Source organism: Thaumasiovibrio clandestinus, from assembly GCF_047250365.1.
Taxonomy (GTDB): Bacteria; Pseudomonadota; Gammaproteobacteria; order Enterobacterales; family Vibrionaceae; genus Thaumasiovibrio.
In genome coordinates this window covers 101,277-124,801 of the sequence record NZ_JBLBVL010000003.1, presented here as the reverse complement: position 1 = coordinate 124,801, position 23,525 = coordinate 101,277, and the positions used below count along the sequence as shown (strand labels likewise).

Below are 23,525 nucleotides of genomic sequence, written 5' to 3'. Positions count from 1 at the left end.
CATCATGGATCTATATCAACTAACGGACAAACTCTATCAACAAAAAACGCTGACAGAATCGGAAAGCCGAGCATTATTTGACGCTGTCATCAAAGGTGACGTCGACCCACTGCTATTGGCCTCGGTACTCACCGCTCTCAAAGTCAAAGGCGAAGCGCCCAGTGAGATCGCCGGTGCAGCGAAAGCTTTGCTAGATAATGCCGCCCCTTTCCCATCACCAGATTATGATTTTGCCGACATCGTAGGTACGGGAGGAGATGGACACCATACCATCAACATCTCGACCACTGCCGCGTTTGTAGCAGCAGCGTGTGGATTGAAAGTCGCCAAGCACGGCAATCGAGGTGTATCGAGCAAATCTGGCTCGTCAGACCTACTCGATAAGCTAGGCATCAACTTAGCCATGCCAGCCGATACCGCCCGTGAAGCCTTAGATGAATTTGGCGTTTGCTTCCTGTTTGCACCGCAATACCATGGTGGCGTTCGTCATGCGATGCCAGTTCGTCAAGCACTAAAAACGCGCACCATCTTCAATGTATTAGGTCCATTGATTAACCCTGCCCGTCCAAATATTGAATTGATGGGAGTGTATGACGCAGCCCTGGTTCGCCCGATTGCTGAAACAATGGCAGCCATGGGAATGAAGCGAGCGGCAATTGTGCACGGCAGCGGTTTAGATGAAGTGGCTATTCATGGCGAGACAACAGTCGCCGAGATTATTGATGGTCAGATCCATGAATATACCCTTACTCCCGCCGATTTTGGGGTAGAGACCTACCCACTTAACGCGATTAAAGGTGGTGAGCCCGAAGAGAACCGCCGTATCATCGAGCAAATCCTGACAGGAAAAGGGACGATGGCACAACAATCGGCGGTCGCTGTAAATGTTGCGATGCTAATGCGCTTGTTTGGTCATGAAGACCTTAAAGCCAATACACAAAAAGCGCTGGCTATTATGGCATCGGGTGAGGCATATTCATTGGTCAATAAACTGGCTGCGAAAGGATAAGTATGGAAACGGTATTAGCAAAAATTGTCGCAGACAAACGCAAATGGATTGCTGCCCGCAAAACGCAACAACCACTAGATAGCTTTTTTGAAACCCTGACACCCAGTGATCGCGACTTTCTTAAGGCGCTAAGCTCACCAAACAGTGCCTTCATCTTAGAGTGCAAAAAAGCCTCTCCGTCGAAAGGGCTGATCCGCGAAGATTTCGATTTAGATTATATTGCCAGTGTTTACCGCCACCATGCCAATGCAATTTCGGTACTCACGGACGAAAAGTACTTTCAGGGCAATTTTGATTTTTTACCGCAAGTTCGCCGCCAAGTTACTCAGCCAATACTGTGCAAAGACTTCATGGTTGACCCTTATCAAGTTTACCTTGCGCGCCACTACCAAGCCGATGCCATCTTGTTGATGCTGTCAGTATTGGATGACGAGGACTATCAACAGTTAGCCAAGGTTGCCAAGTCTCTCTCTATGGGGATTTTAACTGAGGTCAGTACTGAAGAGGAGTTAGAGCGAGCGATTCAACTTGGCGCGGAAGTTGTTGGTATTAACAATCGTAACCTACGTGACCTCAGCATCGATTTAGCAAGAACAAAGGCACTTGCACCTCGTTTGCCCGAAGGCACGATTATTATCTCCGAATCAGGAATATATACGCACCAGCAAATTAAAGAGCTACGTCAATATGCCAACGGTTTTCTGATTGGCAGCTCTCTCATGGCTGACGATAATCTCGAGCTCGCTGTACGTCGCGTATTACTTGGTGAAAACAAAGTCTGTGGTCTAACACGAGCACAGGATAGTTTGGCTGCTTATCAAGCTGGCGCGGTCTTTGGTGGGCTGATTTTTGCGCCTGCCTCACCACGCTGTATCACCACAGCGCAAGCCAAATCGGTTATGGCCGCCGCCCCTTTGCGTTATGTTGGCGTTTTCCAAAACCAACCACTTAACAACGTTGCAGAGACAGCCAAACAATTAAAACTTACTGCGGTTCAACTGCATGGTGATGAAGATGAGGCGTATATTCAATTATTACGTCAGCAGCTTGCTAGCAATTGCGAAATATGGAAAGCCTATGGTGTTGACCAACAAGAGCCGCAACGTCTAAATCACGTCGATAGACACCTACTAGATAGCCGTATCGGTACGCAAACTGGAGGCACAGGGCAAAGTTTCGACTGGCACCTCATTGAAGACTTTCAACATGTCATGCTTGCCGGTGGCATAGGACCAGAAAACGCTAAGCAAGCAGCGCAACTTGGTGCAATCGGTTTAGATATTAATTCCGCCGTAGAAAGCGCCCCTGGTATAAAAGACAACGATAAACTTGCGGCCACGTTTGCTGCCATCAAACAATTTTAAGGAATAGAACATGACCAAACTAAACGCGTTTTTTGGCGACTTTGGTGGACAATATGTACCACAGATCCTTGTTCCTGCCTTAGAGCAGTTGGAACAGGCTTTCATTGATGCTCAAGAAGACCCTGACTTTCAAGCTGAATTTACGTCATTACTCAAAGAGTATGCTGGACGACCTACTGCATTAACGCTGTGTCGCAATCTCACCAAAGGGACGAAGACCAAGCTGTACTTAAAGCGTGAAGACCTATTACATGGCGGTGCACACAAAACCAACCAAGTCCTCGGCCAAGCACTGCTAGCTAAACGAATGGGCAAAAAAGAAATCATCGCTGAAACCGGTGCTGGGCAGCATGGGGTGGCAACCGCTTTAGCCTGCGCGTTGCTAGATCTTAAATGCCGCGTCTATATGGGCGCCAAAGACGTTGAGCGCCAAAGTCCAAATGTCTTCCGTATGAAGCTAATGGGCGCAGAAGTCATTCCTGTTCACGCAGGTAGCGCCACACTGAAAGATGCATGTAATGAAGCAATGCGTGATTGGTCAGCCAACTACGACACGGCTCACTACCTGCTAGGTACCGCAGCAGGCCCTCATCCATTCCCCACCATTGTACGTGAATTTCAACGCATGATTGGTGAAGAAACCAAAGTACAGATACTGGAGCGAGAAGGCCGACTACCCGACGCTGTTATCGCTTGTGTCGGCGGTGGTTCCAACGCCATCGGTATGTTTGCAGACTTTATCGACGAAAAAAGTGTGCAACTTATTGGTGTTGAGCCCGCAGGTAAAGGACTTGATACTGATATGCATGGTGCACCGCTCAAACACGGAAAACTTGGGATCTTCTTTGGCATGAAAGCACCACTGATGCAAGATGAGCACGGCCAAGTGGAAGAGTCTTACTCCATATCAGCAGGATTGGATTTCCCTTCGGTCGGACCGCAACACGCACACCTCAATGCGATTGGCCGCGCTGAGTACGGTGCCATCACCGATGATGAGGCACTGGATGCTTTTCAAGATCTTGCGCGTTACGAAGGCATTATTCCAGCCTTAGAGTCTGCACACGCATTAGCATATGCACTAAAGATAATTCATGCCGAACCAGAAAAAGAACAACTGCTGGTGGTTAACCTTTCAGGACGCGGTGACAAAGATATTTTCACCGTCCACGACATATTAGAACAAAAAGGAGCGCAATAATGGATCGCTATCAAAGCCTGTTTTCAGAACTAACGACCAAAAATCAAGGTGCGTTTGTTCCTTTCGTTACCATCGGTGATCCTAACCCTGAACTCTCACTGCAAATTATCGACACCTTGATTGATGCTGGCGCGGATGCGCTAGAGCTAGGTTTTCCATTTTCGGACCCTCTTGCCGATGGCCCAACCATTCAAGGGGCAAACATACGTGCAATCAATGCAGGCACCACGCCACCGATCTGCTTTGAACTCATTGAGCAAATTCGTCGCAAACACCCACATATTCCAATAGGGTTACTGATCTACGCCAACTTAGTATTTGCCAATGGACTTGATAACTTCTACAGCGCGTGTGCCGAGGCGGGGGTGGACTCTGTATTGGTAGCGGATGTCCCCGTTGAACATTCTGCCGATTTTCGTAATAGCGCACAAAAATATGGTGTGCATCCTATCTTTATCGCTCCGCCCAATGCCAATAAGGCGACATTGAAACGGGTCGCTGAAGCAAGCGGCGGCTATACCTACTTACTGTCGCGCGCTGGGGTAACTGGCGCAGAAACAGCGGCCGGCATGCCGATCGATCATTTGCTCACCAGCCTAAACCAATACAATGCACCGCCAGCCATTCTTGGTTTTGGTATTGCGGAGCCCGAGCAGGTACGCACCGCGATTGCCTCTGGCGCAGCGGGTGTCATATCAGGTTCGGCGGTTGTTAAAATAATCGAAAGTAACGTCGATAAACCAGAAGCATTACTAACCTCATTGCACGCTTTCGTAACAAAAATGAAAGCCGCGACGCAACATTAAACCACACAGCCAGACAAATGAGGCATATTTGTCTGGCTTAATTACCCGTTAGCAACATTCATTCAGGCTATGTTTAGATTGAAAAGAATTCCTTAACGCTATTCTTTCGTGATCAACCTCAATAAATAACACCTCAAGCGTGACTCAGTAACAACTTTCTCATTTTCTTGTTTGCATCATCACACCAACGCTGCCACAATCCTCTCGAAATTTAATCTTGCCAGATCGAATAGCAGCAGATTAATTCACTAGCTTGTAACACATGGATATAAGAGGTAGTAACTGTGTTAAAAAAAGAAGGTTTAATGAATAACATTGGCGTTCAAGTCGTGATCGCTATGGTTATTGGTACCATTGTCGGTGCAATGATGGGTCCATCCGCTGAGATGTTTGCCCCACTTGGACACATCTTTATCAATCTGATCAAAATGTTGGTTGTGCCGCTGGTCGCTGTCGCTATCATTTCTGGTGCTGCTGGCTTAGGTAATAGTCAATCAGCCGGGAAAATTGGCCTAACGACACTGGGATTTTTCGCGCTAACGTCTGCTGCAGCCGTTGCCCTAGCGATTGCAATGGGAAACATTTTCAAACCTGGAGTGGGCGTTGACCTAACCAGTGTTGAAGGTATGTTCGGTTCGGTTACCGCCGAGCAGGGCGCCCTACCAACGTTCTGGGAAACCATTGTTGGTATGATCCCTGGCAACGTATTTGAAGCACTTAACAGCGCAAATATCCTACAAATTCTTGTTTACTGCCTATTCTTTGGATTGGCCCTGTCTAAAGTTGCTCCTGCTCGTCGTGACCCTGTCCTAAATGGTATCAATGGCATCGTTGATGCAATGGTATGGATGATCAATCAAGTCATGAAGATCGCTCCTCTCGGTGTCTTCGGTCTGATGGCAGAAGCCGTTGGTACATTTGGTTTTAGCGCCCTAAGCATCATCTTTAACCTAGTTTGGGTATACATCTTAGCAATCGCTATCTTCGGTTTCCTATTCTACCCTGCTATCGTGAAGGCACTAGGCAATGTTTCACCGCGCAAATTCCTATCTGCGATGAAGAAACCACAAGCTGTTGCGCTATCGACTGCCTCTTCAATGTCGACGTTACCTGTAACAATGAAAACGTGTGAAGAAGACCTTGGTATCAGCAAAACAACCTCATCATTTGTTCTACCGCTCGGTGCAACAATCAATATGAGTGGTAATGCGATTTACTACGGTCTGGTTGCCGTATTCTTCGCACAGATGTTCCAGATTGATTTGAGCATGAGTGCCTACGTGGCGATTGTTCTAACATCGACTCTTGGTGCTGTTGGTCAAGCGGGTGTACCGGGTCCTTCTTTCTTAGTGGTTGCTGTACTGCTATCCGCAGGTATTCCAATTGAAGGTCTGCCACTACTGTTTGCTCTAGACCGTATTTTTGACATGATCCGTACTGCACTAAACATCACCGGTGATGCTGCATGTGCCGTCATCGTTGAAAACATCGTCGCCAAAGATGAGGTTGCTGCGCAAGACGCACAACAAGCATAATCATAATAGCAGCAGCGTCTAACGCTGCTGCGTTTTGCCCGAATTAACACCACACCATTCCCTCAAAGCTTGATTTATCCTCTCTAAGCGCCTCTAATATAATTAGAAATCCGACCATCGTCCGCAGGGAGCGCCAATGAAACAGCTAATAGACTTTATTCCGCTAATCGTTTTTTTTGTTCTTTTTCAGTGGTTTGATATCTATATTGCGACAGGAGCATTAATTGTCACCACGGGACTACAAATGATAATCCTATGGTTCCTCAATCATCGCCTCGAAAAGTCCCAACTTTTAACCTTGGTATTAGTGATTGTCTTTGGTGGCATGACCATCTTATTTAAGGATGACAGTTTTATTAAGTGGAAAGTCACCATCCTTTATCTCATTTTCTCTGGCGGACTTGTTGTTTCACACTGGTTGAAAAAACCGCTCATTAAAGCCATGCTTCATAAAGAGATCTCCCTTGCAGAAAAGGCATGGTTACGATTAAATCTCGCGTGGGCTGGGTTCTTTCTTTTTTGCGCCCTGCTTAATCTATATGTCTCATATACTTTTTCGCTGGCCACATGGGTAAATTTTAAAGTGTTTGGGTTATTAGGGCTTACACTATTATTTACTCTCGGAAGCGGTGTCTTTTTGTATCGGCACATGCCTAAAGACGATGAATCCCAAGATAGCGATATACCTAAAGGTTAAAATACGATGAATTCACAGGTTCCACACGGTCAACTTCTACTACGAACATTGGCTATGCCCGCTGACACCAATGCTAATGGTGACATTTTTGGTGGTTGGATTATGTCTCAACTCGATCTTGCGGGAGGGATTCTTGCAAAAGAAATTTCTGGGGGGCGTATAGCCACCGTGTCAGTTGATGGTATTCACTTCAAGGCCCCTGTAAAAGTCGGCGATGTGGTCTGCTGTTATGGAGAGTGTGCACGCATTGGCAATTCATCCATGAGTATCAAGCTGGAAGTATGGGTTAAACCTGTTAAAGAAGAAGGTATTGGCGAACGCTACCAAGTATGCGAAGCTACCTTTAATTATGTAGCAATTAGCAATGAAGGCCGTCCACGAGCCATAAAGCGCTAAACAACAAACTTACACTGAAGATAAGGATGAAATCATGTGGTACGTTATTTTTTCACAGGATGTCGACAATAGCTTAGAAAAACGCCTTAGCGTGCGAGACAAACATTTAGCCCGCTTGGAAGCATTAAAAACGGAAGGACGTCTTCTTGTGGCTGGGCCTAACCCAGCCATCGACAGTGAAGAACCAGGCCAAGCAGGATTTACTGGCTCAACGGTTATCGCTGAGTTTGAATCACTGCAAGCAGCACAAGCTTGGGCTGACAGTGACCCTTATATTGACGCAGGCGTTTATGCCAAAGTCATTGTTAAACCATTTAAAAAAGTTCTACCTTAACATGAAAAAATTTCTACTCTCTCTTACTGTCTCTAGTCTTCTTATTGGCTGCGCCAGCAACCCGAACGAAGAAGTTATAGCCCTTGCTGACCTACGAGCTAACCACCTAAATAGCATCATGCCAATCGATGTGGGTGAGTATAAATTTATGCGTGCCCATGCAAAATCAACTACCGTGTTGGTCGATATACTCTATGGTGGAGGCAGTCCAATAACACCAAGCCAATTTTTAAGTAACAGCGTGAAGGATTACTGTCAAAACCCTGACATCAAAGCGGTACTGGATAAAGGCGTACACTACGCATTTACTATCCGTGACGTACGAGCTCGCCCTATCGCCGAACAAGTGATTAACGCAAGTAGTTGTGGGCTTTAAAGCCGCTATTCGCGATTACCGCGCATAAAAAAACCCATGGTCAAACAAACCATGGGTTTTTGCCTTTAAGACTTAAGTAATACGCGTTTACTTACGGCGCCATGTAGTACCTTGGGCACCGTCTTCTAACACAATTCCCATTTCTGTTAGTTTATCACGCGCGGCATCGGCAGCGGCCCAGTCTTTACTCGCTCTTGCATCTAAGCGCTGCTGGATTAACGCTTCAATTTCTGCCACATCATCACCTGCAGCTGCATCGCCTTGCAAAAAGGCAGCAGGGTCTTGCTCAAGAAGCCCCAGCACGCCACCCAATTCACGCAGACGCGCTGCTAACGCGGACGCAGCGGCAACATCATCGGCCTTAAGGCGATTCACTTCACGCGCCATATCAAACAGTACTGAATAAGCTTCTGGTGTATTAAAGTCGTCATCCATAGCCTCTTTAAATCGCGCCACAAACGCTTCCCCACCTTGCGCTTCAGCCATGTCTAAACCACGTAGTGCGGTATATAGACGTTCTAAGGCTGAGCGAGCTTGGTTCAAGTTGTCTTCACTGTAATTAAGTTGACTACGGTAGTGACCAGACATCAAGAAGTAGCGCACCGTTTCTGCGTCATAATGCTTAAGAACATCACGAATGGTAAAGAAATTACCCAGTGATTTTGACATCTTTTCGCGATCAATCATCACCATGCCACTGTGCATCCAAGTATTCACATACTGAGAGCCGGTTGCACAGCAAGATTGGGCAATCTCATTTTCATGGTGCGGGAATTGAAGATCAGACCCACCACCATGGATATCAAAATGATCACCAAGAATGGCTGAGTTCATCGCTGAACACTCAATATGCCAACCAGGTCGTCCCGCACCCCACGGTGATTCCCACGTGGGTTCTCCAGGCTTCGACATCTTCCACAACACAAAGTCTAATGGGCTGCGCTTAGCTGTTTCAATATCTACGCGTGCACCGGCTTGAAGTTGCTCTAAGTCTTGTTTAGACAACCGACCATAATCTTCAAACTTGCTGACCTCGAACATCACATCACCGTTATCGGCAACATAGGCAAAGCCACGTTCAATCAAGCGTTCACACAGCGCGATAATTTCAGCAATGTAATCTGTTGCTCGAGGTTCAATATCGGGGCGCTTCAAATTCAACGCATCAAAATCGGCATGCATTTCACCAATCAAGCGGTTAGTTAATGCGTCACAGCTCTCGCCATTCTCGTTGGCACGCTTAATGATTTTATCGTCGATATCGGTAATATTACGCACAAACGTAAGATCATAGCCACTGTAACGCAGGTAGCGTGCAACCACATCAAAAGAGACAAAAGTACGACCGTGACCAATATGACAAAGATCATAAATCGTCACCCCACACACATACATTCCAACCTTATTGGCTTGGATTGGCTTAAATTCCTCTTTTTGACGGGTCAGTGTGTTATAGATTTTCAACATGTTCTTACACGGCTCTATGTTTAATGGGACGACAATGAAGCCCACATTACACCTGTTCTGCTATGGAATCGCAAGAAAAACCACCGTTAGACTCACGGAATTTTTAGTAGCTGATGGTGTTTTGCTCATCTAGGCAAATTTCGGTGAATGAAATTGCCTGTCTAATTGGATTCTGGCAGAACACAGGTTACTATTTACCTGATACAGATAACTGTAAATGACATCTTTAAAGGAAAACTCTATGGTCACGTTGCACACCACATTTGGCGATATCAAAATTCAACTTAACAGTGAAAAAGCACCAGAAACATGTGCAAACTTCCTGCAATACTGCCGTGATGGGTTCTACAATGGCACGCTATTCCACCGTGTTATTGATGGTTTTATGATCCAAGGCGGCGGCATGGCGTCTGGCATGACAGAAAAAGAGACCCGCGCGCCGATCAAAAATGAAGCGAACAACGGTTTAACCAACAAAGTAGGTACCCTAGCAATGGCGCGTACCATGGAACCGCATTCTGCTAGCTCACAGTTCTTTATTAACGTAAATGACAACGACTTCCTAAACTTTAAAGCAGAAAATGCACAAGGTTGGGGTTACTGTGTTTTTGCTGAGGTTGTTGAAGGCATGGACGTGGTAAACAAGATCAAAAGCGTTGCGACTGGCAACTGGGGTTATGTACACCAAGACGTTCCAGTCGAAGAAGTACTGATCAATAACGTCACCATCGAAGATTAAGAGACATTGCAGGTAGGGCCTTCCCTGCCTGCTTCTTACTATGACCACCTATTTTATCTCAGACCTTCATCTTAGCGAAAACCGCCAAGATATTACCGACTGCTTTTTAAACTTTCTCCACGAACTCGAAAACGAACGCCCTGATGCGCTCTACATTCTTGGAGATCTGTTTGAAATGTGGATTGGTGATGATGAATCTAACCCATTTTTGAAGACCATTCGGTCCGCCCTTCGGCGCCTAACTAGCGTCGGAATCCCATGCTTTTTCATCCATGGCAACCGTGATTTTTTAATCGGGCATCAGTTCAGCCGCGAAACTGGCGTACAATTGCTAGATGAACATACTGTTATCGACCTTTACGGACAACCAACGCTGTTGCTGCATGGTGATACCTTGTGTACCGACGATAAAGAGTATCAAAAGTTTCGTAAGCGTGTGCATATGCGCTGGCTACAAACCCTATTCTTGGCCTTACCGTTGAAATGGCGAGTTAATATCGGCCAGAAAATTCGCTCACAAAGCGCCCAATCAAACCAGCAAAAGTCAGGAAAGGTACTGAACGTGGCGCTCGCTGACACTGAACAGCAGTTTACACGCCACAATGTCACTCGAATCATCCACGGTCATACTCACCAACCGAACACCCATCAGCATTCGGCCGGAGAGCGCATTGTACTTGGAGACTGGTACGATCAAGGATCGATATTGCGTTGCAACCGAGACGGGCAGTGTGAACTGCTGACTCGTCACTTTTCATAACAACGCCTTTATCTGCATCAGTGAATAAGCTCTCACACTGTACAGCGCAACATCTCTCGATCTTGCGCTGTCGATACCTACACACTTCATGTCAAAATTAAACGCTTACTGTTTCTGCAGTGATACGATCGCCCTGCCAAGAGCGGAACATGGTTAATGAGGTATACAGCACCACAAAAGCCACTAGCCAAGCCAGCGTATTCATATCCATCGACTTAACAATAAACACTGCTAACAATACGGCGATTGGACCACTAATAACCACGGCCAAAGAAGCGCGGGTATTTAATGCACCACGGCGAATAAAGCTGCCCGCCGAGAAAAAGCACAAAAATGCACACGAGCACATCATAATAGGGAACGCTGCCAAGGGGTGCATACCAAGCAAATAGATCATTGTCATGCAGGGTGCATACAAGCCAATACCTACCGTCATTAATGCACCAAAGATAAAATTACCAGCAATACCCACCGCTAACTTCCAACCTGTTAGTCCTAGCGCGTCGCCACCCAGAGGAAACAGCTCCAAACGCCCTGCGAACATCAAGCCCGCGACAATGAGTAATGCGCCGGCCATAATAAGGCGGATCATCTGGCGGTCCATGTTCGCCACGAAGCGTGCCCCCACTGTAGCCCCCAAACAGGCTGAAGCAATCAAACTTAGCAACGTGATGGTATCTACATTGACAGCAGTCAAGAAAAGTAGTGATTGAGCCACTGTCGCCATCGTCGCTTGCGCATTCAAAGTTCCAGGCAATAACTTGTCATCGATAAGGTTAAACTGCTTGTAACCTGCAGTCTTAATCGCGAAGCTCCCTACGCCCAGAGCATCACAAAAATTGGCGAAACCGCCGATTGCTGCTATTTTCCATACACTTGTGTCTGCCTCATCCGCGCGTTGCTTTCGCCACGCAGACAGCAACATCACGACAAACACAGCCCCACCAACAAGCAACCCTGCCTGCAAAATATGCAACATCGACATTAGATACATCAGCCCAATAGTGAAAAGGCGAGTATTGTGATCAAGTTATCATTCTTAATCAATGCTTCATGCAAAAAATTTCCCTTTCCTCTTATTTTTTAATTTTATGTCGTTTATAAATTAGTTTTCTCCGCAAAAGGTCGTTTGCTATCTATATGATTTCTAGAAGCACAGGTATAGCCTGTGATATATCACAGAAATGAGAGTATCTTTCGTAGCAAGACATCCTATATTGGATAGAGAACAACAGATCATTGGCCATGAGCTGTTATTTAGAGATGGGTTAAACAATGCTTTCCCTGATGTCAGTGATGAGTACGCAACGTCGCGTATTCTTGCTGATCGTATGTGCACGTTACAACGTTCTACACAAGACGATCAACAACATGTCGCGTTCATCAATTTTCCACAGCAAAACCTATTGGCGCTAACGCCAACCCTGTTTCCTAAAGATGATTTTGTTATTGAAATACTGGAGAAATGCACCCCAAACGATGCACTCTTCGATGCCATACAAACGCTTTTTCACAAAGGCTATACGCTGGCATTAGATGACTTTAGTGGACATGAAGACTGGCAGCGTTTCTTACCTTATATTCATATCATTAAGTTCGACTTGCTCTTAACACCTCTCGCAGAAGCGAAAGTATTTATGGAGAAGAACAGGCTCTTGCCCATTAAATACCTCGCAGAAAAAGTTGAAACCTTAGAGCAATTTGAACAAGCACATGCCGCCGGGTTCGATTACTTTCAAGGCTATTTTTTTGCGAAGCCAAAAATTAGCACACACCCGGCTTTATCACCCTCTGCGATGATCGCCATGCAGCTGTTTCAAGCTATGATGAAGCCAAGTGTCGACTTTGATGAAGTAGAGCAAATTATTAGTTGTGACGTTTCGATCAGCTACAAATTACTGCGTTTTGTCAATATTATGACAACGTACCAAAGTAAACCGATCACGTCATTTAAGCAGGCGTTGGTCTTTCTCGGCGAAGACAATTTAAAACGATTTATCTTTTTAATTGCAACTGCTTACGTTGCCAGTGATGAAAATAGCCCATTGTTTTCTCTGTCTATTCAACGGGCCCGTTTTTGTGAACTGATTGCGCCACAGCTTAAACAAAATTGCTCCGAAGCCTTTATTACCGGACTTTTTTCACTGCTTGAATGTATGCTTAGTCATCCCATTGAACAATTGGTCAGTCAACTCCCATTGCGCGATCAAGTTAAACATGCATTGACCGACAACCGCGGGCCACTTGGCGGAATTATTTCGCTCACTAAAGCCTACGATCATGCCAACTGGAAAATTATTAAACTGATCTGTAACCACTATAGATTAGAAGAACAGAAGATTGCAGAAGCCTATGTGAATTCTCTACAATGGGCCAAGAATTTTACTGCAACGAGTAACGCACTATGACACTGTGTCCTTGCGGTAGTGGGCTTGACTATTCAGCCTGTTGCCAACCTATTATCCAAAATCCGCGCAAAGCGGAATGTCCCGAGCAGCTAATGCGCTCACGTTATACTGCGCATGTCGTTAATAATGCTAATTATGTCGTCTCAACCTATCATCCAAGTTGCCACGCAGAGCAGTTCGCCGACGCTATTGCCGACTCTGTAGCGAGCCAGTGGGTCGCGCTACAAATTATTGAGGCGCCAACTGCAGAGAGTAACGAAGGATTTGTCCACTTTGTCGCGACTTACATTGAAAACAACCAGCTGCATTTCCTTGAAGAGCATTCACGTTTCTTAAAAGAAGCGGACCAATGGTTCTATGTTGATGGTCAATATCCAGCCCAACCGCGCCAGTCAATGGCTATTGGGCGTAACGACCCCTGCCCTTGCCTCAGTGGTAAGAAGTACAAAAAGTGCTGTGCTAAATAAGCTCTGGCTAACACTCGCCAATGCGCCCAAAGGGGCGCAAGTCCCTGACCGACACACAAATACGCTATCCTTCTACTAGCAGCCAAACGCATCGAATAGGTGACTATGCCATCGGTCCAAAACGGCAAAAATTTCTTCACAACCGTTTAATTACCAAAGAAATCACCAATTAACAAACAAAGAGAAACCAACAAATTTACACCATTTCAAAAAATAGGGTTGCAATCTTAATTTAGCTTCGATAGTGTGAAGCAAGTTATAGAGATTCAGCAAATATGTAAGTTATTGAGAGTATTTATGTGCATTATGTCGGTCATTCATCACCATCATCACCATCCTGACTAGTCTTTCGGGAGGATGCACGCTATCCGCAGGAAGACTTAAAACCCTCTTCCACGGTCTAAGCAAAACGAATCTACAGACCCTCGGAAGAGATACTTCCGAGGGTTTTTTTATTTCAGAGCAGAATTAACAGTAAAGGAATATGTAACGATGCCAAATCAGAGACTACGCATTGCAATTCAAAAGAAGGGACGTCTAGCTAAAGAGTGCCAAGAGCTACTAAAGCGTTGTGGCGTTAAAATTAATATGGTCGGCGAACGCCTTATCGTTCACGCAGAGAACATGCCTATCGACCTATTGCTCGTACGTGATGATGATATTCCTGGTTTAATCATGGACGGTGTAGTGGATTTAGGGGTGATCGGTGAAAATGAACTGGAAGAAGTGGCCCTAGAACGTTTAGCGCAAGGGGAAAGCGCCGAATTCATTAAATTACGTCGCCTCGACTTTGGTGGATGCCGTCTCTCCATTGCGATTGATAAAGATGAAGAGTACACAGGTCCGGCAGATCTTCGTGGTAAACGCATTGCGACAACCTATCCTCAACTTGTAAAGCGCTATATGGAAGCACAAGGCGTAGAGTTTAGTTCTTGCATGTTAACAGGATCAGTTGAAGTAGCGCCGCGCGCGGGCTTAGCGGATGCTATCTGCGACTTAGTCTCAACCGGCGCAACGTTGGAGGCGAATGGCTTAAAAGAAGCAGAAGTTATCTTGCGATCCAAAGCTGTTCTTATTCAACGTGTGGGTGAGTTTAACGCAGATAAACAAGCCCTTATAAATAAGCTCCTTACCCGTATGCAAGGGGTAATTCAAGCCAAAGAGTCAAAGTATATTATGCTACATGCGCCAACCGAGCGCTTAGAGCAAATCAAATTGTTACTGCCGGGCGCAGAAGACCCAACCGTGATGCCATTGTCGGAAGACAGCACAAAAGTCGCCGTACACTTAGTCAGTGCCGAAAACCTTTTCTGGGAAACCATGGAACAGCTCAAAGAACTGGGTGCCAGCTCAATCTTAGTCTTACCAATTGAAAAGATGATGGAGTAAGCCATGAAAACAGTTGTATGGCAGTCACTCAGTTTGCAACAGCAAGCGGGTCTATTACAGCGTCCAGCCATCACTGCTGGCGATGATATTACTGCTGCAGTCGACAGTGTTATTGCTGAAATCAAAACCAATGGTGATGCTGCAGTACAAAGATTCACCGAAAAGTTTGATGGCGTGCGCCCTAATTCTATTCGCGTCTCAGACCAAGAGGTAGCGGATGCCTGCGCACGACTCAGTGACGACATGAAGCTAGCGCTTCAAGCAGCCTACAAAAATATCTACACCTTTCATGAAGCACAAATCCCACAGCCGGTTGTCGTTGAAACACAGCCAGGGGTGGTTTGCGAGCAGGTTTCTCGCCCCATTGGAGCCGTTGGGCTTTACATTCCCGGCGGAAGTGCACCACTTCCCTCCACGGTGCTCATGCTGGGTGTACCCGCACAGATTGCCGGATGTCAGCGCGTCGTACTGAGTTCTCCCCCACCAATCGCAGATGAAATTTTATATGTCGCTGCGTTATGTGAAATCGATGAAATCTACAACATAGGTGGCGCACAGGCTGTCGCTGCGATGGCTTATGGCACAGAGAGCATTAAGAAAGTCGACAAAATTTTTGGCCCTGGCAACGCCTTTGTGACAGAGGCAAAGCGCCAAGTCAGCAACGATTTTCTCGGTGCAGCTATTGATATGCCCGCAGGGCCTTCAGAAGTGCTCGTTATTGCAGACGGTCAAGCTGATCCTGACTTTATCGCCGCAGATCTACTAAGCCAAGCCGAGCATGGGCCAGATTCTCAAGTGGTATTGGTCACGCCAGAGCCAAGTTTAGCTGATCGCGTTGCCGATGCTATTCAACGTCAATTGGCGACACTGAGTCGGGCTGATATTGCCCGTCAGGCATTAGGGTCAAGCCTGCTCATTGTCGCAGATTCTCTAGAGCAATGTATTGCGATTTCAAATCGATATGGCCCTGAACACTTAATCGTACAGACTGAACACCCACGAGAATTGCTGCCGCTGCTCGATAATGCAGGTTCAATCTTCCTCGGTGCTTGGTCACCAGAGTCGGTTGGTGATTACGCCTCAGGCACTAATCATGTACTGCCAACTTACGGCTATACCCGTACCTACTCCAGTTTAGGACTCGCTGACTTTTCGAAACGGATGACAATTCAGGAGCTCAGTCGTGATGGCCTATTGTCAATTGCACCAATCGTTGAGACTATAGCGGACGCTGAAGGGCTGGATGCCCACAAACGTGCCGTCACGCTGCGCGTGGAAAAACTAAAGGATTGCCAATGAGTGTTACAGATCTAGCCCGTAAAACCGTTCGAGAAATGACGCCCTATATGTCGGCTCGCCGTTTAGGCGGTAGTGGCGATATATGGCTCAACGCTAACGAGTCACCATTCGTTAACGAGTACAGCATTGAATGCGATCGCCTCAATCGCTATAGCGAGTGCCAACCTGTACCATTAATCTCTGCCTATGCCAATTATGCAGGTATTGATAGTCAGTATGTGCTGACCTCTCGTGGCGCTGATGAGGGTATTGAATTATTAATTCGCACATTCTGTGAACCTAATAAGGATAAAATTCTTTATTGCCCACCCACCTACGGAATGTACAGTATCAGTGCACAAACATTTGATGTGGGGACGGTGGCTGTTCCACTCTCGGCCCAATGGCAACTAGATCTCGACGCCATTGAACGTAATTTAGATGATGTAAAACTGGTCTTTGTCTGCAGCCCCAACAACCCAACCGGAAACCTGCTCGATCGCAGTGACATCGAAACATTACTCAATCTGACGGCTGACAAAGCCCTCGTGGTTGTCGATGAAGCCTATATCGATTTCTGTATCGACGCATCGGTTATCGATCTACTTAATACGCACCCTAATCTCGTCATTTTGCGTACGATGTCGAAAGCATTCGCCTTAGCAGGGCTGCGCTGCGGCTTTACCTTGGCTAACCCTGAAGTTATCTCACTGCTATTGAAAATCATCGCTCCGTACCCTGTGCCTGTACCTGTAGCAGATATTGCCGTTCAAGCCTTATCCCCTGCTGGTTTAGCACGAACCAAATATCAAGTCCTCGATCTCAGTGCGAACCGAGCCTATTTGCAGGCGGGATTAAGCATGTTGCGCGACGTTACGGTTTTTGATGGTTATGGCAACTACCTGTTGGTCAAGCTTCCTGATGCCGAGGCGCTGTTCACCACGTTGTGGGATAACGGCATTATTCTACGCCGTACCGCCATTAACGACTGCATCCGAATTAGCATTGGCAACCGTGATGAATGTGAGAAAACACTCGCTTTTATCCGTCAAGAACTCGAGCAACAAGACACACCACACAAGGATAGTTACTGTGAGTAAAGATAAAATTCTCTTTATTGACCGCGATGGCACGCTAATTGTTGAACCACCAATAGATTTTCAAGTTGATCGACTCGATAAGCTGAAACTAGAGCCTTACGTCATCCCTGCACTACTTAGCTTGCAAGATGCTGGTTACAAGCTTGTTATGGTAACCAACCAAGATGGATTAGGTACCGACAGCTACCCACAAGCAGATTTCGATGCCCCTCACAACATGATGATGGACATCTTTGCCTCGCAAGGGGTACGCTTTGATGATGTACTCATTTGTCCTCATTTTGACCATGATAATTGTACCTGCCGCAAGCCCAAGCTAGGGCTTGTAAAAGCGTATTTACAGCAAGGACAAGTAGATTTTGAAACTTCTGCGGTGATTGGTGATCGGATAACGGATCTACAACTTGCAGAAAATATGGCGATAAAAGGTATTCAGTATCACCCCAACGATATGAGCTGGCCGCAAATCGTTGCTGATCTCACCACAACACCGCGCATAGCTGAAGTTACACGAACCACCAAAGAAACCGACATCTGCATTGCTGTAAATTTAGATCAATCGGGCGGTAATTCGATCGAGACCGGGCTGGGCTTTTTCGACCATATGCTCGATCAAATCGCAACGCATGGTGGATTCCAATTACGCTGCTCTGTCGCAGGCGACCTTCATATTGATGATCACCATAGCGTCGAAGACACAGCGCTGGCTTTGGGTGAAGCGTTAAAACGCGCATTAGGCAATAAGCGTGGTATTGGTCGATTTGGATTTAGCTTGCCGATGGATGAGTGTTTAGCGCAATGTGCTTTAGATTTATCTGGGCGCCCTTACCTCAAGTTCGATGCACAGTTCAGCCGCGAACAGGTTGGTGATCTGTCAACAGAAATGGTCGAGCACTTTTTCCGTTCACTGACCGATACACTGGCTTGTACGTTACACCTTTCATCAACCGGCGAAAACGATCACCATATCGTTGAAAGTCTATTTAAAGCCTTTGGTCGCACTCTTCGCCAAGCAATCCGTGTTGAAGGGAACGAGCTACCTAGTAGCAAGGGGGTCTTATAATGACAAACGTTGTCATCATTGATACAGGATGCGCCAATGTCTCTTCGGTCCGTTTTGCTGTTGAGCGACTCGGCTATCAAGTCGACGTCAGCAAAGACCCCAAAGTAGTCCTTAAGGCCGATAAACTCTTTTTACCCGGCGTCGGCACGGCCAGTGAGGCAATGAAGAACCTCGAAGAGCGCGGTCTTATCGAACTAGTGAAACAGGTCACTCAACCGTTACTAGGGATCTGCCTTGGTATGCAGTTACTTTGCCGAGAGTCGCAAGAAGATGGCGTTCAAGGCAATAACACCGTTGACTGCCTTGGGTTATGTGATGCTCCCATAAATAAAATGGTGGCTGACGGGTTACCACTTCCACATATGGGTTGGAATACCATCACCCCCAAAGCCGATCACCCACTATTTAAAGGCATCCCTGCTGGCAGTTACTTCTATTTTGTCCACAGTTATGCCATGCCCCCAGATGCTGAGCATACCATTGCGGCGTGCCAATACGGTCAGCCATTTACTGCGGCACTGCAAAGCGGTAACTACTTTGGGGTGCAATTTCACCCCGAGCGCTCAAGTAAAGCTGGCGCTCAACTGATCAAAAACTTTTTAGAGATGTGATAAGGAACGTCGATGATTATCCCCGCATTAGATTTAATTGACGGCCAAGTGGTTCGTCTCTATCAAGGTGACTACGGACAAGTCACTGAATACCCCGTTAACCCGGCAGAACAATTTGCCCGTTATCATCAGGCTGGCGCAAATTGGTTGCACTTAGTTGACCTAACAGGGGCAAAAGATACCACAGCGCGTCAACTCGATTTGATCGCAAGCCTATTGGCTAGCACCCCTGCCAACATCCAGATCGGCGGCGGTGTCCGTACCGAAGACGATGTAAAAAACCTATTAAATGCAGGTGCAGAGCGCGTCGTTATTGGCTCAACCGCAGTAAAACACCCTGATTTAGTGAAAGGCTGGATACAACAATATGGTGCAGAGCACATCGTATTGGCACTCGATGTCAATATTGATGAGCAAGGCAACCGTAATGTCGCCATCGCTGGCTGGCAAAAAGACTCTGGTGTTTCAATTGAATCACTACTCGATGATTACCTTACCGTTGGATTACGGCATGTACTGTGCACCGATATTTCGCGCGACGGCACCTTGAGCGGCTCAAATGTCGACTTATACCGCGATCTTTGCGCTCAATACCCACAAGTATTGTTTCAGTCATCCGGTGGTATTGGTTCACTCAACGACATTGCCGCATTAAAAGGCAGTGGGGTCGCTGGTGTTATCGTTGGTCGTGCCCTGCTCGATGAGAAGTTTACCGCAGAGCAAGCGTTCGCTTGCTGGGCTGACTGAGTAGGAGATTCCCGATGTTAGCAAAACGTATCATTCCCTGTCTTGATGTTCGTGATGGTCAAGTGGTTAAAGGGGTTCAATTCCGTAACCATGAAATTATTGGCGATATCGTTCCACTTGCCGCTCGCTACGCCGCAGAAGGGGCAGATGAGCTGGTTTTTTATGATATTACCGCCTCAAGTGACGGCCGAGTCGTCGACAAAAGCTGGGTAGCTCGAGTCGCTGAGGTCATTGACATTCCTTTCTGTGTTGCGGGCGGCATAAAATCCGCAGACGATGCCGCGCGCATTTTGCAATTTGGTGCAGATAAAGTATCAATAAACTCGCCAGCCCTTGCCGACCCAACCTTAATTACCCGCTTAGCCGACAAATTTGGCGTGCAATGTATTGTGGTCGGTATTGATTCATACTTTGATGCGATAACTGGCAAATATCAGGTGTACCAATTTACTGGTGACGAAAAGCGTACCCAAGCGACTCAGTGGGAGACATGTGACTGGGTTGAAGAAGTGCAACGTCGAGGCGCGGGAGAAATTGTCCTCAATATGATGAATCAAGACGGGGTCAGAAATGGCTACGACTTAGACCAACTAAATATGGTTCGCCAAGTTTGTCGAGTTCCACTTATCGCCTCTGGTGGCGCTGGTGAGATGTCGCACTTTGCTGATGCCTTTAACCACGCTTCTGTTGATGGCGCGCTCGCCGCTTCGGTCTTCCACAAACAGATCATCAATATCGGCAAATTAAAACAGTACCTAAAAGAACAAGATGTTGAGGTCCGTATATGAGTTTACTCAATCGCATTAACTGGGACAAAGTTGACGGCTTAATTCCTGCCATTATTCAAGATAATCGCAGTGGGCAAGTATTAATGCTTGGCTATATGGATAAAGCCGCGCTAAGCACCACCATTGAAACGCAACAAGTGACGTTTTTCTCGCGTACAAAACAGCGTTTGTGGACAAAGGGCGAAACCTCCGGCAACGTGCTAACCCTGAAGCATATCAGCTTAGATTGCGACCAAGACACCCTCTTAGTGCAAGTTGACCCTATCGGACCCACTTGCCACTTAGGTACGACAACGTGCTTTGATGCGGACGAAACATCCCCTCCATCGTTGGTTTTCTTGCACCAATTAGAGCAACTTTTAGCCGCAAGAAAAAGCGCTGCGCCAGATAGCTCTTATACTGCAAGCCTATATGCTCGAGGTACAAAACGCATTTCGCAAAAAGTCGGTGAGGAAGGGGTTGAGGTGGCATTGGCTGCAACATCAGGCGACAAAGCAGAACTCGTTAATGAATCAGCAGATCTGATCTACCACTTACTTGTTTTACTGCAAGACCAAGGGTTGTCCCTCGCTGAAATAACACAGCGCTTGCAAGAGCGACATACGCAATAGCCAGCAAATAACACAAAAAAGCGGGATAACTCCCGCTTTTCGTTAAATGACTGTCTTTACATTAGAGACGAATTTTACTTATTTATTTAATGCTTGTTTATAATGTAAGCGGCAGACTGACACGTAACGTTCGTTGCCACCAATCTCTACCTGATCACCATCCGCAATGGCATTACCCTGCTCATCGGTTCGAATAACCATATTGGCTTTACGTCCGCAGTGACAAATTGTTTTCAACTCAACCAGCTTGTCTGCCCACGCCAATAAATGCCGACTTCCTTCAAATAGCTCACCACGAAAATCAGTACGCAAGCCGTAACACAATACAGGGATTCTTAACTTATCGACGACTTCGGTTAACTGATAGACCTGCTCTTTGGTTAAAAACTGGCACTCATCAACGAGGATACAATCAAGCGATTGCTGTTCATGAAGATGCGTTAAGCGCTCAAACAAATCATCACCCGGTGCATAAAGCTCCGCATCGGCAGCAAGGCCAATACGCGAACTCACTTTACCCACCCCTTCACGATCATCAATCGCTGCCGTCAGGATCATTGGCGTCATTCCGCGTTCTTGATAATTGAAAGACGACTGCAATAGAGTGGTGGATTTTCCCGCATTCATTGCCGAATAATAAAAATACATCTGAGCCATTCGATACTCCTTAGTTCTCTGTGCGAATGCTACCGGAAAATACATAGAAATAAAAACAACAAAGCCCGCAATTCGCGGGCTTTGTTGGATTTTTTGACACTACACTTGTTGTGGCTTAGTGGTCGGTTTGCGAGACAACCAAATCAGACCTGCACTAACAATAATGAACATCATGAATGCCACAATAAATGCCGTCAAGAGCGATGATGTGATACCCAAAATAAGGAAACCAACACTCGCAATCAGTGCCGCTGCAAGCGCATAAGGCAATTGCGTTTGTACATGGTCAATATGGTTACAACGCGCCCCGGTTGAAGACAAAATTGTCGTGTCAGAGATAGGCGAACAGTGGTCACCAAATACCGCACCGGCTAATACCGCACTTAACATAGGAAGCATTAGGCTTATTTCTGTCGCTGCTGCCATATCACCTGCAATCGGTAACATAATGCCAAAGGTACCCCAAGAGGTTCCTGTTGAGAATGCCATCACACCAGCCAGCAAGAATAGAATCACAGGAAGCAAGCTTGGGCTAATATTACCCTCGACCATCGTCGATAAGTACTGTCCCGTTGCCATATCACCGATTACGCCACCAATGCTCCATGCAAAGAATAGGATTAAAATCGCACCAAACATTGATTTTGCACCGACCCATAACGTACGACCAATATCCGCAACAGGTAACTTCTGGCGTACAACTGGATATAGTGCAGCAAACAGACCAACTAGGCCGCCATAAAACAGTGAAATATTAACATCGGTCTCTTCTAACGCACCCAATAAGGAGAAGCTTAGGCCATCAGCTGCCAATGCTTGTGCACCGGTATATAGGAAGAAGAAAATCGTCGCACCAATAAGAGTAAGAATCGGGAGCAATAGGTCACTAACACGTCCACCTTTACTCTCACTAATACCTAGATCTTCATTTAGATCGCTGCTAGCCGCATCGTTCTCTTTAAAGCCTTTACCCCGTACTGCTTCTTGCTCATGGCGACGCATCGGGCCAATATCCACTTGGAACCAAGCAACAACAAACACCAATAATAGAGCAAACACAGCATAGAAGTTCATTGGAATAAGCGTCATGAAAGCCTTCATCGCACTATATTCAGTAATACCATGGCTAACTAAAATGCCACCAATTACCGTAATAATGTACGCGCCCCAGCTTGATGCTGGCATCAACACACACATAGGAGCTGCGGTTGAATCCAATAAATAAGCCAATTTTGCACGCGATACGTAGTAACGGTCTGTCACTGGACGCGCAATTGATCCAACAGCCAAGCTGTTAAAATAGTCATCAATGAAAATGAGGACACCGAGTGAAGCGGTTAACAATTTAGCATCTCGCTTGGTGCGTATACGCTTCTGAGCCCAAAGAGCAAACGCCGCGGTTCCGCCAGATAACGTTAGCAGCGCCGTTGCCATACCCAATAGCACCAAGAAAGCAACAATTTGTAAATTACCTGAATCGAAAACAACACTACTAAAGGTAGTAAAAACGTATGCGCCGGTGCCAGAAAGTGAAAAGCCGTGCAAAAGAAGCGCACCGAGCAGAATACCAACACCAAGTGAAACAAGTACTCGGCGAGTTAAAATAGCTAAGCCTAACGCTACCAGCGGGGGTAACAAGGACAATGATGAATGTGAATAATCGATAAATTCCATGATCTCTACTGCAACCATATGCTTGGAGATCTACTGCACACAAGAAGT

At 46.4% G+C, this 23,525-nt stretch carries 25 protein-coding genes and 1 other annotated feature; of the genes, 21 read left to right on the top strand and 4 right to left on the bottom strand.

The window, feature by feature from the left end:
* The first annotated feature begins 4 nt into the window (after positions 1 to 4).
* The 9 genes from trpD to gspS2 all read left to right on the top strand — a co-directional run bounded on the left by trpD (position 5) and on the right by gspS2 (position 7,718).
* Positions 5 to 1,009: an anthranilate phosphoribosyltransferase gene (trpD, locus tag ACKLNH_RS06150; RefSeq protein ID WP_413111376.1), complete on the top strand. Its 1,005-nt coding sequence runs from the start codon at positions 5 to 7 to the stop codon at positions 1,007 to 1,009.
* Between the two features lie 2 nt (positions 1,010 to 1,011).
* Positions 1,012 to 2,373, top strand: a complete 1,362-nt coding sequence (gene trpCF, locus ACKLNH_RS06145; protein WP_413111375.1) for a bifunctional indole-3-glycerol-phosphate synthase TrpC/phosphoribosylanthranilate isomerase TrpF — start codon at positions 1,012 to 1,014, stop codon at positions 2,371 to 2,373.
* A gap of 10 nt (positions 2,374 to 2,383) precedes the next feature.
* Positions 2,384 to 3,574 (top strand): tryptophan synthase subunit beta, encoded by a 1,191-nt coding sequence (gene trpB, locus ACKLNH_RS06140; RefSeq protein ID WP_413111374.1) that lies wholly within the window; start codon positions 2,384 to 2,386, stop codon positions 3,572 to 3,574.
* On the top strand, positions 3,574 to 4,380 hold the full coding sequence (gene trpA, locus ACKLNH_RS06135; RefSeq protein ID WP_413111373.1) for a tryptophan synthase subunit alpha: 807 nt from the start codon (positions 3,574 to 3,576) through the stop codon (positions 4,378 to 4,380). Before trpB ends, trpA begins: the two co-directional genes overlap by 1 nt.
* Before the next feature lie 305 nt (positions 4,381 to 4,685).
* Positions 4,686 to 5,915: a dicarboxylate/amino acid:cation symporter gene (locus tag ACKLNH_RS06130; protein WP_413111372.1), complete on the top strand. Its 1,230-nt coding sequence runs from the start codon at positions 4,686 to 4,688 to the stop codon at positions 5,913 to 5,915.
* Between the two features lie 136 nt (positions 5,916 to 6,051).
* The gene (locus tag ACKLNH_RS06125; protein ID WP_413111371.1) at positions 6,052 to 6,612 is read left to right on the top strand and encodes a septation protein A; all 561 of its coding nucleotides are present in this window, start codon (positions 6,052 to 6,054) and stop codon (positions 6,610 to 6,612) included.
* 6 nt (positions 6,613 to 6,618) lie between these two features.
* Complete coding sequence (gene yciA / locus ACKLNH_RS06120; protein WP_413111370.1) at positions 6,619 to 7,008, top strand: acyl-CoA thioester hydrolase YciA; 390 nt, start codon at positions 6,619 to 6,621, stop codon at positions 7,006 to 7,008.
* 34 nt (positions 7,009 to 7,042) lie between these two features.
* Entirely contained in the window at positions 7,043 to 7,342 is a 300-nt protein-coding gene (locus ACKLNH_RS06115; RefSeq protein WP_413111369.1) for a YciI family protein, read from the top strand.
* Position 7,343: 1 nt separating this feature from the next.
* On the top strand, positions 7,344 to 7,718 hold the full coding sequence (gene gspS2, locus ACKLNH_RS06110; RefSeq protein ID WP_413111368.1) for a type II secretion system pilot lipoprotein GspS-beta: 375 nt from the start codon (positions 7,344 to 7,346) through the stop codon (positions 7,716 to 7,718).
* 87 nt (positions 7,719 to 7,805) lie between these two features.
* Here the strand turns inward: gspS2 and cysS are convergent, their stop codons facing one another.
* Entirely contained in the window at positions 7,806 to 9,185 is a 1,380-nt protein-coding gene (cysS, locus tag ACKLNH_RS06105) for a cysteine--tRNA ligase (protein WP_413111367.1), read from the bottom strand.
* A 241-nt stretch (positions 9,186 to 9,426) separates the two neighbouring features.
* On the opposite strand from cysS, the gene ACKLNH_RS06100 reads away from it, so the two are divergent.
* Complete coding sequence (locus ACKLNH_RS06100; RefSeq protein ID WP_413111366.1) at positions 9,427 to 9,924, top strand: peptidylprolyl isomerase; 498 nt, start codon at positions 9,427 to 9,429, stop codon at positions 9,922 to 9,924.
* A gap of 40 nt (positions 9,925 to 9,964) precedes the next feature.
* Positions 9,965 to 10,684 carry a UDP-2,3-diacylglucosamine diphosphatase gene (lpxH, locus tag ACKLNH_RS06095; RefSeq protein WP_413111365.1) on the top strand — a complete coding sequence of 240 codons (720 nt, stop codon included), beginning with the start codon at positions 9,965 to 9,967 and terminating at the stop codon, positions 10,682 to 10,684.
* 97 nt (positions 10,685 to 10,781) lie between these two features.
* Here the strand turns inward: lpxH and ACKLNH_RS06090 are convergent, their stop codons facing one another.
* Positions 10,782 to 11,669 (bottom strand): TSUP family transporter, encoded by an 888-nt coding sequence (locus ACKLNH_RS06090; protein ID WP_413111364.1) that lies wholly within the window; start codon positions 11,667 to 11,669, stop codon positions 10,782 to 10,784.
* A 232-nt stretch (positions 11,670 to 11,901) separates the two neighbouring features.
* On the opposite strand from ACKLNH_RS06090, the gene ACKLNH_RS06085 reads away from it, so the two are divergent.
* The 10 genes from ACKLNH_RS06085 (at position 11,902) to hisIE (ending at position 21,146) form a co-directional block, all read left to right on the top strand.
* Complete coding sequence (locus ACKLNH_RS06085; protein ID WP_413111363.1) at positions 11,902 to 13,092, top strand: EAL and HDOD domain-containing protein; 1,191 nt, start codon at positions 11,902 to 11,904, stop codon at positions 13,090 to 13,092.
* The gene (locus tag ACKLNH_RS06080) at positions 13,089 to 13,559 is read left to right on the top strand and encodes a YchJ family metal-binding protein (protein WP_413111362.1); all 471 of its coding nucleotides are present in this window, start codon (positions 13,089 to 13,091) and stop codon (positions 13,557 to 13,559) included. The genes ACKLNH_RS06085 and ACKLNH_RS06080 overlap by 4 nt, the downstream gene beginning before the upstream one ends.
* A gap of 320 nt (positions 13,560 to 13,879) precedes the next feature.
* Positions 13,880 to 14,015: a sequence feature (His leader region), on the top strand.
* Positions 14,016 to 14,051: 36 nt separating this feature from the next.
* On the top strand, positions 14,052 to 14,948 hold the full coding sequence (gene hisG, locus ACKLNH_RS06075; RefSeq protein ID WP_413111361.1) for an ATP phosphoribosyltransferase: 897 nt from the start codon (positions 14,052 to 14,054) through the stop codon (positions 14,946 to 14,948).
* Between the two features lie 3 nt (positions 14,949 to 14,951).
* Positions 14,952 to 16,247 (top strand): histidinol dehydrogenase, encoded by a 1,296-nt coding sequence (gene hisD, locus ACKLNH_RS06070; protein ID WP_413111360.1) that lies wholly within the window; start codon positions 14,952 to 14,954, stop codon positions 16,245 to 16,247.
* On the top strand, positions 16,244 to 17,326 hold the full coding sequence (gene hisC, locus ACKLNH_RS06065) for a histidinol-phosphate transaminase (protein WP_413111359.1): 1,083 nt from the start codon (positions 16,244 to 16,246) through the stop codon (positions 17,324 to 17,326). Before hisD ends, hisC begins: the two co-directional genes overlap by 4 nt.
* Positions 17,319 to 18,389 carry a bifunctional histidinol-phosphatase/imidazoleglycerol-phosphate dehydratase HisB gene (hisB, locus tag ACKLNH_RS06060; protein ID WP_413111358.1) on the top strand — a complete coding sequence of 357 codons (1,071 nt, stop codon included), beginning with the start codon at positions 17,319 to 17,321 and terminating at the stop codon, positions 18,387 to 18,389. The genes hisC and hisB overlap by 8 nt, the downstream gene beginning before the upstream one ends.
* Entirely contained in the window at positions 18,389 to 19,000 is a 612-nt protein-coding gene (gene hisH / locus ACKLNH_RS06055) for an imidazole glycerol phosphate synthase subunit HisH (RefSeq protein WP_413111357.1), read from the top strand. The genes hisB and hisH overlap by 1 nt, the downstream gene beginning before the upstream one ends.
* Before the next feature lie 12 nt (positions 19,001 to 19,012).
* Entirely contained in the window at positions 19,013 to 19,747 is a 735-nt protein-coding gene (gene hisA, locus ACKLNH_RS06050) for a 1-(5-phosphoribosyl)-5-[(5-phosphoribosylamino)methylideneamino]imidazole-4-carboxamide isomerase (RefSeq protein WP_413111356.1), read from the top strand.
* 14 nt (positions 19,748 to 19,761) lie between these two features.
* Positions 19,762 to 20,535 carry an imidazole glycerol phosphate synthase subunit HisF gene (gene hisF / locus ACKLNH_RS06045; RefSeq protein ID WP_413111355.1) on the top strand — a complete coding sequence of 258 codons (774 nt, stop codon included), beginning with the start codon at positions 19,762 to 19,764 and terminating at the stop codon, positions 20,533 to 20,535.
* A complete protein-coding gene (gene hisIE / locus ACKLNH_RS06040; protein ID WP_413111354.1) occupies positions 20,532 to 21,146 on the top strand; it encodes a bifunctional phosphoribosyl-AMP cyclohydrolase/phosphoribosyl-ATP diphosphatase HisIE in 615 nt (204 codons plus the stop codon). Before hisF ends, hisIE begins: the two co-directional genes overlap by 4 nt.
* 78 nt (positions 21,147 to 21,224) lie before the next feature.
* Here the strand turns inward: hisIE and ACKLNH_RS06035 are convergent, their stop codons facing one another.
* Together ACKLNH_RS06035 and ACKLNH_RS06030 are read right to left on the bottom strand one after the other, a co-directional pair.
* A complete protein-coding gene (locus ACKLNH_RS06035) occupies positions 21,225 to 21,803 on the bottom strand; it encodes a thymidine kinase (RefSeq protein WP_413111353.1) in 579 nt (192 codons plus the stop codon).
* Between the two features lie 99 nt (positions 21,804 to 21,902).
* Positions 21,903 to 23,477 carry a Na+/H+ antiporter NhaC family protein gene (locus ACKLNH_RS06030; protein WP_413111352.1) on the bottom strand — a complete coding sequence of 525 codons (1,575 nt, stop codon included), beginning with the start codon at positions 23,475 to 23,477 and terminating at the stop codon, positions 21,903 to 21,905.
* Positions 23,478 to 23,525: the final 48 nt, after the last annotated feature.

Bases quoted from the DNA above. Each gene is read 5' to 3' on its own strand.
- trpD (WP_413111376.1), top strand. From the start codon at position 5: ATGGATCTATATCAACTAACGGACAAACTCTATCAACAAAAAACGCTG.
- trpCF (WP_413111375.1), top strand. From the start codon at position 1,012: ATGGAAACGGTATTAGCAAAAATTGTCGCAGACAAACGCAAATGGATT.
- trpB (WP_413111374.1), top strand. From the start codon at position 2,384: ATGACCAAACTAAACGCGTTTTTTGGCGACTTTGGTGGACAATATGTA.
- trpA (WP_413111373.1), top strand. From the start codon at position 3,574: ATGGATCGCTATCAAAGCCTGTTTTCAGAACTAACGACCAAAAATCAA.
- ACKLNH_RS06130 (WP_413111372.1), top strand. From the start codon at position 4,686: ATGAATAACATTGGCGTTCAAGTCGTGATCGCTATGGTTATTGGTACC.
- ACKLNH_RS06125 (WP_413111371.1), top strand. From the start codon at position 6,052: ATGAAACAGCTAATAGACTTTATTCCGCTAATCGTTTTTTTTGTTCTT.
- yciA (WP_413111370.1), top strand. From the start codon at position 6,619: ATGAATTCACAGGTTCCACACGGTCAACTTCTACTACGAACATTGGCT.
- ACKLNH_RS06115 (WP_413111369.1), top strand. From the start codon at position 7,043: ATGTGGTACGTTATTTTTTCACAGGATGTCGACAATAGCTTAGAAAAA.
- gspS2 (WP_413111368.1), top strand. From the start codon at position 7,344: ATGAAAAAATTTCTACTCTCTCTTACTGTCTCTAGTCTTCTTATTGGC.
- cysS (WP_413111367.1), bottom strand. From the start codon at position 9,185: ATGTTGAAAATCTATAACACACTGACCCGTCAAAAAGAGGAATTTAAG.
- ACKLNH_RS06100 (WP_413111366.1), top strand. From the start codon at position 9,427: ATGGTCACGTTGCACACCACATTTGGCGATATCAAAATTCAACTTAAC.
- lpxH (WP_413111365.1), top strand. From the start codon at position 9,965: ATGACCACCTATTTTATCTCAGACCTTCATCTTAGCGAAAACCGCCAA.
- ACKLNH_RS06090 (WP_413111364.1), bottom strand. From the start codon at position 11,669: ATGTCGATGTTGCATATTTTGCAGGCAGGGTTGCTTGTTGGTGGGGCT.
- ACKLNH_RS06080 (WP_413111362.1), top strand. From the start codon at position 13,089: ATGACACTGTGTCCTTGCGGTAGTGGGCTTGACTATTCAGCCTGTTGC.
- hisG (WP_413111361.1), top strand. From the start codon at position 14,052: ATGCCAAATCAGAGACTACGCATTGCAATTCAAAAGAAGGGACGTCTA.
- hisD (WP_413111360.1), top strand. From the start codon at position 14,952: ATGAAAACAGTTGTATGGCAGTCACTCAGTTTGCAACAGCAAGCGGGT.
- hisC (WP_413111359.1), top strand. From the start codon at position 16,244: ATGAGTGTTACAGATCTAGCCCGTAAAACCGTTCGAGAAATGACGCCC.
- hisH (WP_413111357.1), top strand. From the start codon at position 18,389: ATGACAAACGTTGTCATCATTGATACAGGATGCGCCAATGTCTCTTCG.
- hisA (WP_413111356.1), top strand. From the start codon at position 19,013: ATGATTATCCCCGCATTAGATTTAATTGACGGCCAAGTGGTTCGTCTC.
- hisF (WP_413111355.1), top strand. From the start codon at position 19,762: ATGTTAGCAAAACGTATCATTCCCTGTCTTGATGTTCGTGATGGTCAA.
- hisIE (WP_413111354.1), top strand. From the start codon at position 20,532: ATGAGTTTACTCAATCGCATTAACTGGGACAAAGTTGACGGCTTAATT.
- ACKLNH_RS06035 (WP_413111353.1), bottom strand. From the start codon at position 21,803: ATGGCTCAGATGTATTTTTATTATTCGGCAATGAATGCGGGAAAATCC.
- ACKLNH_RS06030 (WP_413111352.1), bottom strand. From the start codon at position 23,477: ATGGAATTTATCGATTATTCACATTCATCATTGTCCTTGTTACCCCCG.